This window comes from Roseibium limicola, assembly GCF_017313085.1.
Classification (GTDB): domain Bacteria; phylum Pseudomonadota; class Alphaproteobacteria; order Rhizobiales; family Stappiaceae; genus Roseibium; species Roseibium limicola.
Genome location: NZ_JAFLNF010000006.1, coordinates 108,092 through 124,321, shown reverse-complemented (window position 1 = coordinate 124,321; position 16,230 = coordinate 108,092). Strand labels below are relative to the sequence as shown.

The window sequence follows — 16,230 nt, the reverse complement described above, 5'->3', positions numbered from 1 at the left end:
GCAATCACTGCATTACAGAACATATTTTATCGCGATTGCGGCAAACGACAGTGCCAAAATCCAGAGAGCAATTCGCCCGGATCTGGCGAGACGTGACTGCTCGCGTGCGATTTCCTTCGCCGTGTCGATGTCAAACCGCAGGCCCTTTTGGACCATGGACTCCATTTCCGCCGACATTCGCCCAATGCGGTCGGCGAAAATTGGCAGGTCATTGGCGATCCGCAACATGGAGCCAAGCGCACTTCCTGCATCCCGCATCTTTCCAACCGGACCCAGGTTGTCCTTGATCCAGTCGCCGACAACCGGCTCTGCAGTCTTCCACATGTCCAGATGCGGGTTCAGCGTCCGCGCGACACCTTCCACCACAACCATCGTCTTCTGCAACATAATCAGCTGGGTCTGGGTCCGCATCTCGAAGATCTCGGTGACTTCGAACAGCTGGGTCAGCAGCCTGGCCATGGAAATTTCGCTGGCATCATGGCCGTGGATCGGCTCTCCGATGGCGCGGATGGCCTGCGCGAACATGTCAACATCCTGATGAGCGGGCACATAGCCTGCTTCGAAATGCACTTCGGCGACGCGACGATAGTTGCGAGTGATGAAGCCGAACAGAATTTCTGCCAGGAACCGCCGCTCGCGCGGGCTCAGACGTCCGGTTATTCCGAAATCAACCGCGACCAAAGTACCGTCAGTTTCGGCAAACAGGTTACCCTGGTGCATATCCGCATGGAAAAAACCGTCCCTTAGCGTGTGACGGAGGAAGCTCTGGATGACGAGATCCCCGAGTTTGACGAGATCATGCCCGTCTTCGCTCAGGCCTTCGACATCGGACAGCTTGCGACCGGCAATCCATTCCATGGTCAGAACGCTTTTCGCCGTTCTTATCCAGTCGACTTCCGGTACCCGGAAGCCTGGATCCTCAACGGTGTTCTCGCCCATTTCCGACAGCGCTGCCGCTTCGAGGCGGAAATCCATCTCCATGGCGACAGATTGCGCCAGCGTATCAACGATGGCGACCGGGCGCAGACGCCGGGATGGCGGATGGAAGCGCTCGACCAGTCGGGCCACCATATAGAAACTTTGAAGATCACGCTGAAAGCGGCGCTGCACATTGGGACGCAGTACCTTGACGGCCACATCGCGCAGCGTTCCGTCCTTGTCTCTCACCTTGGCCGGATGAACCTGCGCAATGGACGCTGCCGCAACGGACTCACCGAACTCCGCATAAAGGGCCTCGATAGGTTGCCCAAACTGATCCTCGACAACCTTTCGAGCAGCCTGATGATCAAACGCCGGCAATTGATCTTGAAGGGCAGAGAGTTCCTTCGCCGCTTCCTTGCCCACGACGTCCGCTCGCGTTGCCAGAAACTGGCCGAGTTTCACATAGGAGGGACCCAAGCGGTTCAAGGCGTCAGACAAGCGTCGATCAGCACTCTTGGATTTGACAGACCCGCGTTCAAACAGCCGGGCGAACCGAATGGCCAGTCGTGGACCAGTCGGCAGATCCGGCAAGTTGGCCAGACCGAACACGCCCTCGCGGGCCATAACGAACCCCGCCCGAGCCAGACGAAGTAACGGCGTCACGGCAAACCCCATGGATCAGTATTTCCAGCCCGTATGCAAAGCGGCAATGCCACCTGAATAATTGCGGTAAGTGACGCGCTCGAAGCCCGCCTCACGGATCATCCGTGCGAATTGTTCCTGATGCGGGAACTTGCGGATGCTCTCCACCAGATAGCGATAAGGCTCACCGTCACCGGTGACCATCTTGCCCATCGCCGGGATGGCATTGAATGAAAACGCATCATAGACCTTGTCGAGCATTGGCACATCGACCTCGGAAAATTCGAGGCACAAAAACCGTCCGCCGCGCTTCAGGACACGATGGGCCTCACGCAAGGCCTTGGGAATGTCCGGTACATTGCGGATCCCGAAGGCGATTGTGTAGGCATCGAAGCTTTTGTCGGGAAAAGGCAGATCCTCGGCATTACCCTGGGAGAAACGGACCAACTCGGACAAGCCAGCCTTGGTGGCACGATCCTGACCGACATTCAGCATCGAGTTATTGATGTCGCAGACAACGGCCTTCACGCTCTCATTGGAGCGCCGCACCACCTTGGTCGCAACATCGCCGGTGCCGCCTGCCACATCGAGCAGCGTCCACTCACTGGCCGGGGTTTTCGGCGGAGCGAGGACGGACACCATGGCGTCCTTCCAGACCCGGTGGAGCCCACCCGACATCAGGTCGTTCATGATGTCGTAGCGTTCCGCAACCTTATGGAAGACGTCGTTGACCAGCCCCTGCTTTTCGCCCTCCCCAACGGTGGAGAAGCCGAAGCTTGTTGGCATGTCATCAGGCGAGCGGCCAGATGAAGGTCGGACGGAAGCCGCGTCTTGCGCCATGGTCACTAGATCTCCTTGGGTGCGGACATTTCCGCGAGACTGCCGGCAGCGTATGCCCGCAGAAGCTTCGGACAGAACATCCTTCTTGGCCGCTTTTCACACCGGGTGGAGGCAAAATGCAAGCCAGAGGAACGACAATTCCGCCGGGCGACCATAGAACAACCGCTTCAGCGTGGCTATGTTCCCCATAACACGAACAGAAGTGGACCAATGCGAATGCCCGAGTTGCCTGAGGTGGAGACCGTCCGCCGCGGCCTTTTGTCCAGTTTTGAAGGGGCCACGATCACCGAGGTGGAGCAAAGACGTCCGAATCTCCGCTTTCCCTTTCCTGATGATTTCATCGCCGGTCTCGCCGATCGCAAGATCATCTCGCTCTCCAGACGTGCCAAATATTTATTGGCGGATCTCGACAGCGGCGCGGTGCTGATCATGCACCTTGGCATGTCCGGCTCCTTTCGGATCGAAGCCGGCAGCACCGACCCGCTGATGCCCGGTGCATTCGCTCTCGACCGCTCCAAGGACGACAAACACGATCACGTCGTCTTTCATCTGAAGACCGCCAGCGGTGCCCCGACCCGGGTGATCTACAACGATCCGCGCCGTTTCGGTTTCATGTTGCTGGCAGCGCGAGCCGAGCTCGACAGTCATCCGCTTTTCGCCGCCATCGGGCTTGAGCCTCTGGGCAATGCACTGGACGGCGCGACGATCTCCCGACTTTTCGCAGGCAAGGCCGCGCCGTTGAAGGCTGCTTTGCTCGACCAGAAGCTGATCGCCGGACTGGGCAACATTTATGTCTGCGAAGCACTGTGGCGCTCCGGACTCAGCCCGAAACGCCAGGCTGGATCGATTAGCGGAAAGTCAGGCAGAACAACCCAGCGAACAGAAAACCTCGCCCGGCACATCCGCGAGACGCTGGAGGAAGCCATCGAGGCAGGCGGTTCGAGCCTGCGCGATCACCGGCAAGCCGACGGCACGCTGGGCTACTTCCAGCATCGCTTCAAGGTCTACGACCGAGAAGGCGAGCCTTGCCAGAAGACGGAGTGCAATGGAATCATCACCCGAATTGTCCAGTCCGGGCGCTCGACTTTCTATTGTCCGACCTGCCAACGCTAGGCCGTTGCAAGCCAACAGTCCTTCAGCTACGGCTTGTAACAGCCTCAGACGGCGCCACGCCGCGTCATCGGCACCCAAGACAGATGGAGCAAGCCATGGGTTATGAGCATATCCGGGTGGAAACCAAAGGCCATGTAGGGGTCATCACCCTGGACCGACCGCAAGCGTTGAACGCATTGTGCGCAGCGCTAATCGACGAAGTGAACCAGGCGCTCACCCAGTTCGAGACCGACGACAAGATCGGCTGCATGGTGCTGACCGGGTCGGAGAAGGCCTTCGCGGCAGGGGCTGACATCAAGGAGATGGCCGAGCTCAACTTCATCGATGCCTACCTCAGTGACTTCATCGCCAGTTGGGAACAGGTTTCTCGCACCCGCAAGCCGATCATCGCCGGCGTCGCCGGGTATGCCCTCGGCGGTGGCTGCGAGCTGGCCATGATGTGTGATTTCATCATCGCCGCCGACACCGCCAAGTTCGGACAGCCGGAAATTTCCCTGGGCGTGATGCCTGGTGCCGGCGGCACGCAACGCCTGACCCGATTGATCGGCAAGTCCAAGGCGATGGATCTGTGCCTCACCGGCCGGATGATGGACGCCGAGGAAGCAGAACGCAGCGGTCTTGTGGCACGTGTCGTTGCGGCATCTGATTTGATGAACGAAGTGTTGAAAGCGGCCGACAAAATCGCCGGTTTCTCGTTGCCGATCGCGATGATGACCAAGGAAAGTGTCAACCGCGCCTATGAGACCACCCTGACTGAGGGCCTGAGATTCGAGCGGCGGCTGTTTCACAGCATGTTTGCGACGGAAGACCAGAAAGAGGGGATGACAGCCTTTATCGACAAGCGGAAACCGCAGTTTGCCAACAAATGACTCTTTCCTGCGCGCTTTGGCGTTGACGGAGGCAAAATCCACGACTATAAGCGGCGCCCAACCGGTGGCGGAAAATCTGCCGCCGTTGTTTTTTAATCGGAGCCGTATCTTTCCTCCGGATTGATGTCAGTTTCGACCTATAACTGGACTTACAGTTCCACCTTTGGATCAGGATTGAGCCCATGGCCAACACACCCTCGGCCAAGAAGGCGGCCCGCAAGATTGCCCGCCAGACGGCCACGAACAGAGCTCGTCGGAGCCGCGTGCGGACATACCTGCGTCAAGTCGAAGAAGCTATTGCTTCCGGCGACCAGGCTTCCGCGAGCGAGGCACTGAAGGCTGCTCAGCCGGAAATCATGCGTGCCGCGTCGAAAGGCGTACTTCACGCAAATACCGCTTCCCGCAAGGTGTCTCGCTTGAGCGCCCGCGTAAAGGCGATCAGCGCCTAATTCAGCGCTGCATTGACGGTTAAAGAACCCGGCTGAGAAGCCGGGTTTTTTGTTAGCCGGGCATTAATGACTAGGTAGAAACCTGATCTTTCGCATTCCTGCTACGGAGTTTTGCCTAACCTCCAGAATGGCAGAATTTTAACCTATTTTTCAAATACTTACACCTATGTGCCAAAGCACATAGGCGCAGATGCAGGATTCGAATTGAGTCAAGAAAAATCAGATAGATTTTTTTTCATCCTCACAGCTTAACGCTTGAGCAGATGCGTGAAGCCGAAAATCCGTTGCGAGCAAAAGGATTTGCCGCGTTCTGATCGAATTTCAGCGCCGACCTTCCCCTACGTCCGTTTTCGACATGCCACGGATTTGTTCATCAGGGCTGCTTGCTGCGTTTAGCCAGCCTGTATATGTTTAATGGACCCGGTTGGAAGTGATCGCGGCAACAAATAAACAAGCAAGAACACTTGGGCTAGATATGATAAATTTGCAAAAGAATTATTTAATGTATCCACCCAGGACTCTCTGGAGCGAATACAGTTCTGTATTCTCACTCCAGCCCGTTTGACTTTAGACTGACGTAGAACCCCCAACAAATTTGCTCGAATTTTTCACCGGATCTAGCATAGCGCTATTTCCAGGAGGTCTTTCTTTGTGCCATCGCCGGAACATATTGGGCAGCTATACAAGCTTCACCACTCCAGCACTGGCCGGAATGGCTCGCTCTCTGAGCATGACACGTCCGACGGGTGGTGGCGCGAAGGCTGAAAGCAAAAATGAGCAGGTCATCAACTCAAACGGGGTTCGTGCGGTCGAAATTTCGGTCGGCAAAAATAAAAAATTCAGGCCCAGTGAGCTGGGAGTCTTGCGGAATTTTACGACACGCGAAATTTTCCTCAAGAAAGGACTTGACCTAGAGCCCCAGATCGACGTTTTGTGCCGCTCCAACCGGCGGGTTCCGAGGTCCAAAGACGGAGCCAAAATCGCCTGGTCAGCTACCTTGAGCGGCAGCGACGCAACCACACGGGTTGCGCCCCGAGAAGGTGCCAAGTCTGCAGACTTTACCCGGCTAACCCGGACAGAACCGGCCCAGTCCATTGGGCGGGATCAGGCTGCGGTATGTGAGAACATATCCAATCAGCTCCCCAAGTGGAGCAAAACAAGAATGGCCCCAACTCATGGGGCCGCATAACAGTCACATAAGTGGCTAGGGCAAAGCGGAGCGGCTGTGGCGGATCGCTCCAACAAACAGGAGGCGGAAGATATGCAGGTTCAGGAGGCAGTAGGCTCTGAACACTGGAACCGTGTGAAAAAACGGCTCCGCGCTGAACTGGGAGAAGATGTCTTCTCCAGCTGGTTTGCACGTGTAGACCTGGAAGACCACAGCGACGGCACCATCCGTCTGTCGGTTCCCACTCGCTTTCTCAAGCAGTGGATCCAGTCCCATTATAACGATCAACTCGTCGGTCTCTGGAAAGGCGAGTGCGAAAGCGTCCATCGGATAGAACTGACAGTGCGTGGCGCGATGCGCCCCCGTCCGACGGCAACACCGGCTACCAAGAGCCTTTCTGCTCCCAAGCGCCCGAAAATTCCAGGATCAGAGAACCGCATGGACGGCTATACGCCGATCAATCCGGTTGTCGATGCGCAGGCTGCGACTGCGGCTGTCGGCGTCGGCCGGATCGATGCCAGCAGCGACGCCGCACGCGACGTTTTGCAGGGCGCTGCTCTTGATCCGAAGTACACGTTCGAAACCTTTGTCGAAGGGGACTCCAACGGCCTTGCGCTTGCCGCTGCCCGACAGGTTGCCTCTGGCAGCCCCGTCACCTTCAATCCGCTTTATCTGCATGCGTCCGTCGGACTAGGCAAAACCCATCTCATGCAGGCCGTTGCCGCCAAGGTTCGAGCATCTGGTCGCAAGGTGCTCTATCTGACTGCCGAGCACTTCATGTATCGGTTTGTTGCGGCTCTAAAGGCTCAGTCCGCCCTGGCATTCAAGGAAACCCTGCGCACTATCGATCTCCTCTTGATCGATGACATGCAGTTCCTGCACGGCAAGCAGGTACAACAGGAATTCTGCCACACGCTGAATGCGCTCATCGATGGTGCACGCCAAGTCATCGTTGCTGCCGACCGCACCCCATCCGAACTCGATACCCTTGACGACCGGGTACGCTCACGCCTCTCCGGTGGTCTGGTCGTCGGCATCCAGGAACCTGACTTCTCGCTTCGCCGAAACATTCTCACGACGCGCGTTTCGCAGACCCAGCGGACTTATGCCAATTTCGAAGTACCGGAGAACGTACTCGATTACGTGGCCCGCCACGTCGTGTCCTCTGGTCGGGATCTCGAAGGCGCCCTGAACCGTCTGATCGCCCATAATCAGCTCACCAATCATCCTATTACCCAGGATATGGCCGAACTGACCTTACGGGACCTTATTCGCTCCAGCGAACCACGTCGGGTAAAAATCGAAGACATTCAGCGCGTCGTTTCCAAGCACTACAATGTGACCAAAGCCGACCTGCTGTCGGCCCGTCGGACCCGCACCATCGTGCGTCCGCGCCAAATCGCAATGTATCTGGCCAAAGTAATGACCCCGCGTTCGCTGCCGGAAATCGGCCGTCGCTTCGGCAACCGGGATCACACAACGGTTCTACATGCAGTTCGCAAGATCGAAGAGCTGGCTCGTACAGACACCGGACTGTCGCAGGAGCTTGAGCTGCTGAAGCGCATGCTGGATGCGTAAAATAATCCGGAATTATTAGAAAAATCAGAGGGCGTCTCCTGGGACGCCCTCTTGCATTTGACCGGACTACGGGGCAGTGTCTTCCCCCTCGTTCCCCTTCCGGAACATCGTTAAATTCACGTGGCCGGGCTTCCCCGGCCCCCCTGAGTACGGACCATGCGTATGAAAGCGACCCTCGAGCGGACCGACCTCCTCAAGTCCCTGACCCACGTGCATCGGGTTGTCGAGCGCCGTAACACAATCCCGATCCTGTCCAACGTTCTTCTGCGGGCAGAGTCTGGCGCGCTCAAGCTGAAAGCCACGGACCTGGATCTGGAGATTCAGGAAACCATTCCGGCGATGGTCGAGCAGCCGGGAGCGACGACCGTTCCCGCCCACATGATCTATGACATCGTCCGCAAACTGCCGGACGGGTCCCAGGTGGTACTTGAGACGACCAGCGACGATGCCACGCTTGAAATTCGGGCCGGTCGCTCAAGGTTCCAGCTGCAGATGCTGCCGGAAACCGACTTTCCGGACCTGACTGCCGCGGAGTTCACCCATACATTCCCGCTGACAGCCGGCGATATCCGCAAGCTCATCGACACAACCCAATTCGCCATTTCCACTGAAGAGACCCGCTATTACCTAAACGGGATCTACATGCACACGGTGGACACGGAAACCGGCAGTCGCTTCCGGGCCGTTGCAACAGACGGACACCGCCTGGCGCAGGCTGAAGTGCCCGCACCATCAGGCGCTGCCGGCATGCCGGGCATCATCGTGCCGCGCAAGACGGTCGGCGAAATCCAGAAGCTTCTGGAGACGCCCGACGCCGAAGTACAAATTGAGCTGTCGGAAACCAAGATCCGCATTGTCACAGCCTCTATCGTTTTGACCTCAAAGTTGATTGATGGAACGTTCCCAGACTATGGTCGGGTCATTCCTCAGGGCAACGACAAGGAACTGCGCGTAGACCGGGACGAGTTCAAGGAAGCCGTCGACCGCGTGTCGACCATTTCCTCCGAGCGTGGTCGGGCTGTGAAGCTGTCTCTCTCTGAAGGACGCATGGTCCTGACCGTGAACAACCCGGATTCAGGCAGCGCGACGGAAGAACTCTCCGTCGAGTATGACTCTGACAGCATGGAAATCGGCTTCAACTCCCGCTACCTCCTCGACATCGCCAATCAACTGAACAGCGACACAGCCCTGTTCCGTCTGGCGGATTCCGGCTCTCCGACGCTCATTCAGGACAGCACCGTCGATGAGTGCCTGTTCGTTCTGATGCCGATGCGCGTCTAGTCACAAATGATTGCCATGTTGCTGCCATCGGCTGCGGCATGGCCTTCTACTTCCTTTCAAAAACCGGAGGTGGGTGGTGTTAACCCGCCTGACACTGACCGATTTCCGAAATTACGAGCAGCTGGACCTTGCGTTTCATCAGCCTCTGGTCGCCTTTGTCGGCAACAATGGGATCGGCAAGACCAACATCCTGGAAGCCATCTCCTTTCTTACAGCTGGACGCGGCCTGCGCCGGGCCACGCTCGCAAGCGTCGCCCGCATGTCTGGACCGGGCGGGTGGAGCCTTGCTGCGCGGGTCGACCGGGATGGCTACGAACACCGTGTCGGCACTGGCCTGGCGAGCGGCGAAAGTGGTCGCCGCGTCCGCATTGACGGTGAGGATGCCAAGTCTTCCGAAGCGCTGCTGGATTACCTGCGCGTGCTTTGGCTCGTGCCTTCCATGGACGGTCTGTTCACGGGCCCCGGCGGCGATCGCCGGAGATTTCTTGACCGCCTGACGCTGTCGTTGGACCCAGCTCACGGGCGACGGGTCACCGACTTCGACAAGGCTTTGCGCCAACGCAACAGGCTGCTGGAACAGGGCGGCCGAGCTGACGTTTTAAGTGCCATCGAGCGACAAGTCTCCAGTCTCGGCATGGCGGTTTCTTCTGCCCGTAACGAGACCGTTCGACTTTTGAGTGCGACCCTGGCCGAGCAGGAACGGCCGCAAATTGCCTTTCCACGCGCATCGCTCTCGCTGGAGGGACAATTCGAGGCTCAGTTTACAGCGATGCCCGCGGTAGACGCGGAAGACCTGTATATGCAGGCGCTGAGTGATGCCCGCCCGCGTGACAGAGCTGCGGGACGAACGCTTTTGGGTCCACACCTGAGCGATCTCGCCGTACACCATGCGGCCAAAGACATGCCTGCCGCTCAATCGTCGACCGGCGAGCAAAAAGCGCTGCTCATCGGACTCATCCTGGCCCACGCCGACCTGACGGAGCGCATGACCGGGCAAACTCCCGTTCTCCTGCTCGATGAAGTGGCCGCGCACCTCGATCCGGAGCGTCGAAAATCCCTGTTCGACACCCTGTTGAAATTGGGCGGACAGGTGTTCATGACAGGCACGGATGCCAGCCTTTTCGAGGCGCTGCCGCCGCAGAGTTCAATCTTTCGGATCGATGATGAGGGTGCAACCGCGCTAACCTGGTCCTGACGAAGCTGAGACAGGTCAAAAATAACGGCTATATCGCTGGGTTTTCCACGATTTTAAGGCCGCTCTTACCACCGCCACTTTTGCGTGGTTGAACACCCTGACCAACCCCTTATAACGGGTGTTTAATTCCAAAGACCCATGAGTGACCGATTCGCATGAGCGACACCTCCACGCCCGACACCACCCCGTCCGCAGACGCACAGGTTCCCGCCGAATACGGTGCGGACTCGATCAAGGTCCTAAAAGGTCTTGATGCCGTCCGCAAACGCCCGGGGATGTATATTGGCGATACGGACGATGGCTCCGGCCTGCATCACATGGTCTATGAGGTGGTCGACAACGCCATCGACGAAGCACTTGCAGGTCACGCAGATCGGGTGACTGTTGCCTTGAACGCAGATGGCTCTGTCACCGTCAACGATAATGGTCGTGGTATTCCGACCGACATGCACACCGAGGAAGGTGTGTCGGCAGCGGAAGTCATCATGACTCAGCTGCATGCCGGCGGAAAATTCGATCAAAATTCCTATAAGGTCTCAGGCGGCCTGCACGGTGTTGGGGTCTCCGTGGTGAACGCCTTGTCCGTTCGGCTCGACCTGCGCATCTGGCGCAAGGACAAAGAGCATTTCATGCGTTTTTCTCACGGCGACGCCGTGGGACCGCTTGAGGTCGTCGGACCGGCGAATGGCAAGCAGGGGACGGAAGTCACGTTCCTGCCGTCCTCCGACACATTCACCAAGACTGATTTCGACTTCAACACCCTGGAGCACCGCTTGCGCGAGCTGGCGTTCCTCAACTCCGGCGTTCGCATCCTGTTGACCGACAAGCGGGGCGTCGAGGAGCGCGTGGAAGAGCTCTACTACGAGGGCGGACTGGAAGCCTTTGTACGCTATCTTGACCGCGCCAAGCACCCGCTGATCGAGACACCCGTGACACTGCAGGTCGAACGCGACGGCATCACGGTTGAAGTCGCCATGTGGTGGAATGACAGCTATCACGAGCATGTCCTTTGTTTCACCAACAATATCCCCCAACGCGATGGCGGAACACACCTCGCCGGCTTCCGTGGGGCACTCACCCGTCAGCTGACGGGATATGCCGAGACCTCCGGCGTGTTGAAACGGGAAAAGGTCTCCCCCACGGGCGAAGATTGCCGAGAAGGCCTGACCTGCGTTCTGTCGGTCAAAGTGCCGGATCCGAAATTCTCGTCTCAGACCAAAGACAAGCTGGTGTCGTCCGAAGTTCGCCCGGTTGTCGAAAACGCCGTTTCTCAGGCACTGGGAGAGTGGCTCGAAGAAAACCCGGCTCCAGCCAAAGCGATCATCGCCAAGGTTGTTGAAGCTGCCAGCGCGCGCGAAGCCGCCCGCAAGGCACGTGAACTGACCCGCCGCAAAGGCGCACTGGATATTGCATCCCTGCCCGGCAAGCTGGCCGATTGCCAGGAGCGGGACGCTTCCAAAGCCGAACTGTTCCTGGTGGAGGGTGATTCCGCTGGTGGCTCTGCAAAGCAGGGTCGTCACCGTGAGAACCAGGCCGTTCTGCCGCTACGAGGCAAGATTCTCAATGTCGAGCGTGCGCGCTTCGACAAGATGCTGTCTTCCAACGAAATCGGCACGCTGATCACAGCGCTCGGCACGGGGATCGGCAAGGAAGAGTTCAACGTCGAGAAGCTGCGCTATCACAAGATCATCATCATGACGGATGCCGACGTCGACGGCGCCCATATCCGGACACTGCTGCTGACCTTCTTCTTCCGACAGATGCGCGAATTGGTCGAAAACGGCTACATCTACATCGCCCAGCCACCGCTCTACAAAGTGAAGCGTGGCCAGTCCGAGCAGTATCTGAAAGACCAGAACGCCCTGGAGAACTACCTGATTGACACCGGCCTGGATGACACGTCCCTGACCCTTGCCAACGGCGAAGTGCGCAATGGTCAGGACCTGCGTCAGGTGGTTGAACGGGCTCGCACAATCTCCGGCATCTTCGACGGCCTGCACTCTCGCTATAATCGGGATGTGGTGGAACAGGCAGCCATCGCCGGTGCCATGAACGAAGATGTGCTGAACGACACCGAGAAAGCCAAGGAAGCTGCCGACTACATCGCGCGGCGCCTCGACATTCTAGCAGAAGAATTTGAAAAAGGCTGGGAAGGCGAGGCCCGTGAAGACGGCAGCCTGGTGTTCAAGCGCACCGTGCGTGGCGTCGACGAAGTGGCCATCATTGACCCTGCCCTTCTGGCCTCGACCGACGCACGACGGCTCGATGCCCATGCGCCGCATCTGCAGGAAATCTACGGCAAGGCTGCGAACCTTCGCCGCAAGGATACCTACCAGGATATTCGTGGGCCCCGCGCCATGCTGTCCGAAGTTTACAAGTTCGGCCAGAAAGGCATCGCGCTGCAGCGCTACAAAGGCCTGGGCGAAATGAACCCGGATCAGCTTTGGGAAACAACACTCGATCCGAATGTCCGCTCTCTGCTGCAGGTGAAAATCCGTGAAGCCGATGATGCCGACAGCATCTTCACCAAGCTGATGGGCGATGAAGTCGAGCCGCGTCGCGAGTTCATTCAGGACAATGCCCTGAACGTCGCAAATCTGGACATCTGATACAACTCAGGCTTCACTCCACCGAATTGCAAAAGCCGGCCCTGTTAAGGAGCCGGCTTTTTCGTGCGCCGTCGGCGAAATCGGGTTACCCCTGGCGCAGCTCGAAGCCGCCGGTCCATGGGCTTGGATGTCCAATATGATAGCCTTGGCCACCCCACACGCCAATCTCCTTCAGGGCTTCCAACTCCTGCAGTGTTTCCACATGCTTGGCGACAACCTTGACGCCCAGCTCGTGTAATGCGCCGACCATGCAGCGCAAAAGCACCAGCTTGCGGCGCTGACCAAGTGCTGCCTTGGTCAGGCTCGGGTTCAGCTTTACCCATGAAAACCGAAGTCCGATCAGCCGGTCCATGCTCGACCAATGACCGCTGAAATCATCCAGCGCCGTCTGGAACCCCAACTCGGTTACCTGCTGGAGAAAAGACACCATCAAGTCCGGCTCGCGCAGAAGGTCACGTTCTGAGACCTCAATGCAAAGGCGCCCTGCGAGGAGCGGGTTTCCCTGCAGTCTGGCTTGCAACAGATCCCGCAGACCCTCGCTGCTAGCCGCCGCGGCGGAAACATTCACTCCAACCATACTACGTTCACCACCCGCCGTTGCCGTGTCGATCACCTGATCCATGATCCAGGTATCCACCTGAGCAAGCCACCCCCGACGATCCGCCATTGCGAGCAAACGTCTGGGAGAGGTCTGCCCCAGATCCTCTTCCCGTCGCCTCAGGAGAACTTCCAGTCCGACCGGCCTCAGGTCTGCGAGACGCACGATGGGCATGGCGTGAAGCTCAAGGTCTTCCAACTTCAGGTCGATGAAGTCCGGAACCATCGCCAGATCGCTCAGCTGCGGAGGCACAGCAGCAGGCGCCCCGTCCATCGACGGCAACTGCGGAACCTTCCTGAACCACTCCAGCGCAGTATTGCCGCCGCCATTGTGTTTGCCACGCAAGCATATGGAATCCGCATGATGCAGCAAGTCGGGCACTTCTACGCTGGCTGCTTCCGTATTTTCTCCAAGAAGCGAAACGCCGACCGAGCCGCCCACGGTGAAAATGCGCTCACCCCGTGTCAAAGCGATCTCAGACAAGCCTTCACAGATCGATTGAGCCAACTCGATTGCATCGGCTTCCGTCTCCACCCACGCATAAGCGGCAAACTCATCGCCTCCGATGCGCGCAGCCTGTCCACATTTGACCACCAGTCGGTCGAGACAGCGGGCCACGAGCTGGAGCATCTCATCCCCGGCGGCGTGACCGCCCAGGTCATTGACCTTTTTGAACTCGTCCAGATCAATGCAGAGCACCGCAAGAAGCGAGTTTCCCTCAAGTGCCTTTTCATCCAGCTGCTGCTCGAGCCCGGACAGAAAAGCGCGTCTGTTGGCCAATCCGGTCAGGCCATCCTGATAGGCGAGACGGCGATTTTCCTCAATCTCTTGCGGGCAAGGCACATCCGGGCGAACGGCCGCCCAGACCGGACAGCGCCCGCCCCCTTCGCCGGGGAACAGGCGGACTTCCGTGCATAAGCAGCCTCTGTCCGGGGCATGGTCCACACCATCCTGACGCAGATAGAATGTCCGGGTATCGCCTTGGCGAATGCTTTCCATGACCTGTTCAAGCTGATCCTGCGGAACCTGCTGCCCCGTGACACTCACCAGCTTCCGGCAACACAGCGCTGGCGTCTCATCGCGCGAGAACGAAATCAGTTGATCCGGAAACCCTTTGCTGGAGAACGCGAACTGCGTCTCCGCATAATCGTCCGCCGCAGCATCGCGCAATTGCATCAGCACAAACGCTTCGTCCACGCCGGGCAATGGCAAGGGATTGAACGTTGCCTCCCCAGCCACTGGCACGCCATCGAGAGAGGAAAAGACCCCGATACATTCCGAAGGCTGCCCGCCGACGGCCAGGAGCACACCATGCAGCAATTTTTCATGGGAGGCGGCATCAAACAGGTCGGCCATCGCCGAAGGCGCACCGAGGGACAACGGTCGCTTGAACCGATCCAAAAGGGCATGGTTCGTCGCAATGATCTTGCCCTTCTGAGTAAATATACCCGCAGCGATCGGCAGCCCCTCCAGGAGAGAAGTGTAGATGGCAGGCAATAACTCATGATTTGAACGAGCGCTTTTTGACGACTCGTCAAAAGTAGATTGTTGCCTGACTTTCATCAGACCACCCCCTTTTGAAGACTTACCGCATCAAATAGCGCTCAATACAAAAATACCATCAACGCCATTAACTATTGGGGGAAGTACTAACATATTTACAGGCGCTTTTTGCATCACATGATTTCTTCCCACAAGCCTATGATTTTGTATGGTTAACAAATATTAAACACTCCAATATTGCAAAATGCAGGTCACATGAAAGATCAGATACTTGCCCGAAATCGAGCGATAAGCCCTATCTTATACCTTAGGATAAGGCGTGGATTATTCCGTCTGAGACGCGGCAAATTCTCGTCGCCCCAACGTCCTTAACGTCATGACAGAATGCGGAAAACTGCACCCGAGGCACCGTTCATAGACGCACGCAGGCAGACGGAGATAACTTTTGCGGTCTGATAATGACATAGGGGTAATATCCGGTTACACTTGCGCCGTGGTCGATGGGGCCACGTGCACTTTTACTTAGCGCGCGGGGTTCAGCCCCCGCGCCTTATTTTTTTGTTCCTCAAATTTTTACATCTCCCTGCTCTTTCTCCATCGATCTGCTGGGCAGCGAGATTACATTCCCCAGGGTTTGCGCGAGCTCTCCGCTCATTCTGATCAAGCCACACATCGCTTTCTGCAGTGCATCCCAAAAATGCCCGGCTCCTCTGCACGACGTGTACGTTCGACATGAGCGGATGGATTGTATGCGTCGCCGTTCATGTGCTCCAGACCGTGGCCCGTCTTCTGCCTTTCGTCCGGATAATCATTGGCATCCGCTGTGTGCAAGCCGCAGTTTCTTCAACGGACAGACTGGCCGGCGTCGCTTAGGTTCGCCTCCGCCCAGCATTGCTGTCCAAAAGAGAAAGAAAGCAATTGATGCCGATCGGTCTTTGCGCTATCAGGTCGGAACATTGCGCCGGGAATATCCCGAAACGCACGGCAAGCACCCGTAGCTCAGCTGGATAGAGCGCTGCCCTCCGAAGGCAGAGGCCACAGGTTCGAATCCTGTCGGGTGCACCAAATTCTCTCAGAGATATAATTGCGCCTGACGACATGAACTGTGCTGTGGTTCTCATTCCGTGCCAGTTCTGCGCAGCAGTCAGAATCTGAGGCCGGCAATCGTCATTGTTTGCAAAGGAATTACGGTTAAGGCTGAGGTCTCTTTAAAGACTTTCGGATGTTGCATGCGCCCTTTTCTGTCTTCAGTTCTGCTTTTGATCCTTGCCTTCTCCCTGCCGGGGTGTGCCGTCGTTGCCGTGACCGGTGCCGTGGTCGGCACCACGGCGAGCGTCGTCGGCACAACCGTCTCCACCAGCACCAAGGTCGTCGGCGGGGCCGTCTCCATGGCAATCCCCGACGGGGAGGATGACGACGACCAACAGTGAGCAACGCCACAGGCTTGCTGGACGGGCTGATCTG

11 protein-coding genes and 1 tRNA gene are annotated in these 16,230 nt (G+C 57.7%); 9 read left to right on the top strand and 3 right to left on the bottom strand.

Annotated features, from left to right (window positions below):
* Nucleotides 1–12: 12 nt before the first annotated feature.
* Entirely contained in the window at nucleotides 13–1,596 is a 1,584-nt protein-coding gene (ubiB, locus tag J0X15_RS14260; protein ID WP_206942096.1) for a 2-polyprenylphenol 6-hydroxylase, read from the bottom strand.
* Nucleotides 1,597–1,599: 3 nt separating this feature from the next.
* Nucleotides 1,600–2,403, bottom strand: coding sequence for a bifunctional demethylmenaquinone methyltransferase/2-methoxy-6-polyprenyl-1,4-benzoquinol methylase UbiE (gene ubiE, locus J0X15_RS14255; protein WP_206942085.1), 804 nt, complete (start codon nucleotides 2,401–2,403; stop codon nucleotides 1,600–1,602).
* Between the two features lie 216 nt (nucleotides 2,404–2,619).
* On the opposite strand from ubiE, the gene mutM reads away from it, so the two are divergent.
* From mutM to gyrB, 7 genes are all read left to right on the top strand, one after another.
* On the top strand, nucleotides 2,620–3,516 hold the full coding sequence (mutM, locus tag J0X15_RS14250; protein ID WP_206942083.1) for a bifunctional DNA-formamidopyrimidine glycosylase/DNA-(apurinic or apyrimidinic site) lyase: 897 nt from the start codon (nucleotides 2,620–2,622) through the stop codon (nucleotides 3,514–3,516).
* A gap of 95 nt (nucleotides 3,517–3,611) precedes the next feature.
* Nucleotides 3,612–4,385 (top strand): enoyl-CoA hydratase, encoded by a 774-nt coding sequence (locus J0X15_RS14245; protein WP_206942081.1) that lies wholly within the window; start codon nucleotides 3,612–3,614, stop codon nucleotides 4,383–4,385.
* 182 nt (nucleotides 4,386–4,567) lie between these two features.
* Nucleotides 4,568–4,834 (top strand): 30S ribosomal protein S20, encoded by a 267-nt coding sequence (gene rpsT / locus J0X15_RS14240; RefSeq protein ID WP_206942079.1) that lies wholly within the window; start codon nucleotides 4,568–4,570, stop codon nucleotides 4,832–4,834.
* A gap of 1,261 nt (nucleotides 4,835–6,095) precedes the next feature.
* Nucleotides 6,096–7,580: a chromosomal replication initiator protein DnaA gene (gene dnaA, locus J0X15_RS14235; protein ID WP_206942077.1), complete on the top strand. Its 1,485-nt coding sequence runs from the start codon at nucleotides 6,096–6,098 to the stop codon at nucleotides 7,578–7,580.
* Nucleotides 7,581–7,742: 162 nt separating this feature from the next.
* The gene (gene dnaN, locus J0X15_RS14230; protein WP_206942075.1) at nucleotides 7,743–8,861 is read left to right on the top strand and encodes a DNA polymerase III subunit beta; all 1,119 of its coding nucleotides are present in this window, start codon (nucleotides 7,743–7,745) and stop codon (nucleotides 8,859–8,861) included.
* Nucleotides 8,862–8,934: 73 nt separating this feature from the next.
* Nucleotides 8,935–10,056, top strand: a complete 1,122-nt coding sequence (gene recF, locus J0X15_RS14225; RefSeq protein ID WP_206942073.1) for a DNA replication/repair protein RecF — start codon at nucleotides 8,935–8,937, stop codon at nucleotides 10,054–10,056.
* Between the two features lie 155 nt (nucleotides 10,057–10,211).
* The gene (gyrB, locus tag J0X15_RS14220) at nucleotides 10,212–12,665 is read left to right on the top strand and encodes a DNA topoisomerase (ATP-hydrolyzing) subunit B (protein WP_206942072.1); all 2,454 of its coding nucleotides are present in this window, start codon (nucleotides 10,212–10,214) and stop codon (nucleotides 12,663–12,665) included.
* Nucleotides 12,666–12,750: 85 nt separating this feature from the next.
* Here the strand turns inward: gyrB and J0X15_RS14215 are convergent, their stop codons facing one another.
* Entirely contained in the window at nucleotides 12,751–14,760 is a 2,010-nt protein-coding gene (locus tag J0X15_RS14215) for a GGDEF domain-containing phosphodiesterase (RefSeq protein WP_206942063.1), read from the bottom strand.
* A 994-nt stretch (nucleotides 14,761–15,754) separates the two neighbouring features.
* Between J0X15_RS14215 and J0X15_RS14210 the strand changes: the two genes are divergently transcribed.
* Nucleotides 15,755–15,831 (top strand) — tRNA-Arg (locus J0X15_RS14210).
* A 164-nt stretch (nucleotides 15,832–15,995) separates the two neighbouring features.
* A complete protein-coding gene (locus J0X15_RS14205; RefSeq protein WP_206942055.1) occupies nucleotides 15,996–16,196 on the top strand; it encodes a hypothetical protein in 201 nt (66 codons plus the stop codon).
* Nucleotides 16,197–16,230: the final 34 nt, after the last annotated feature.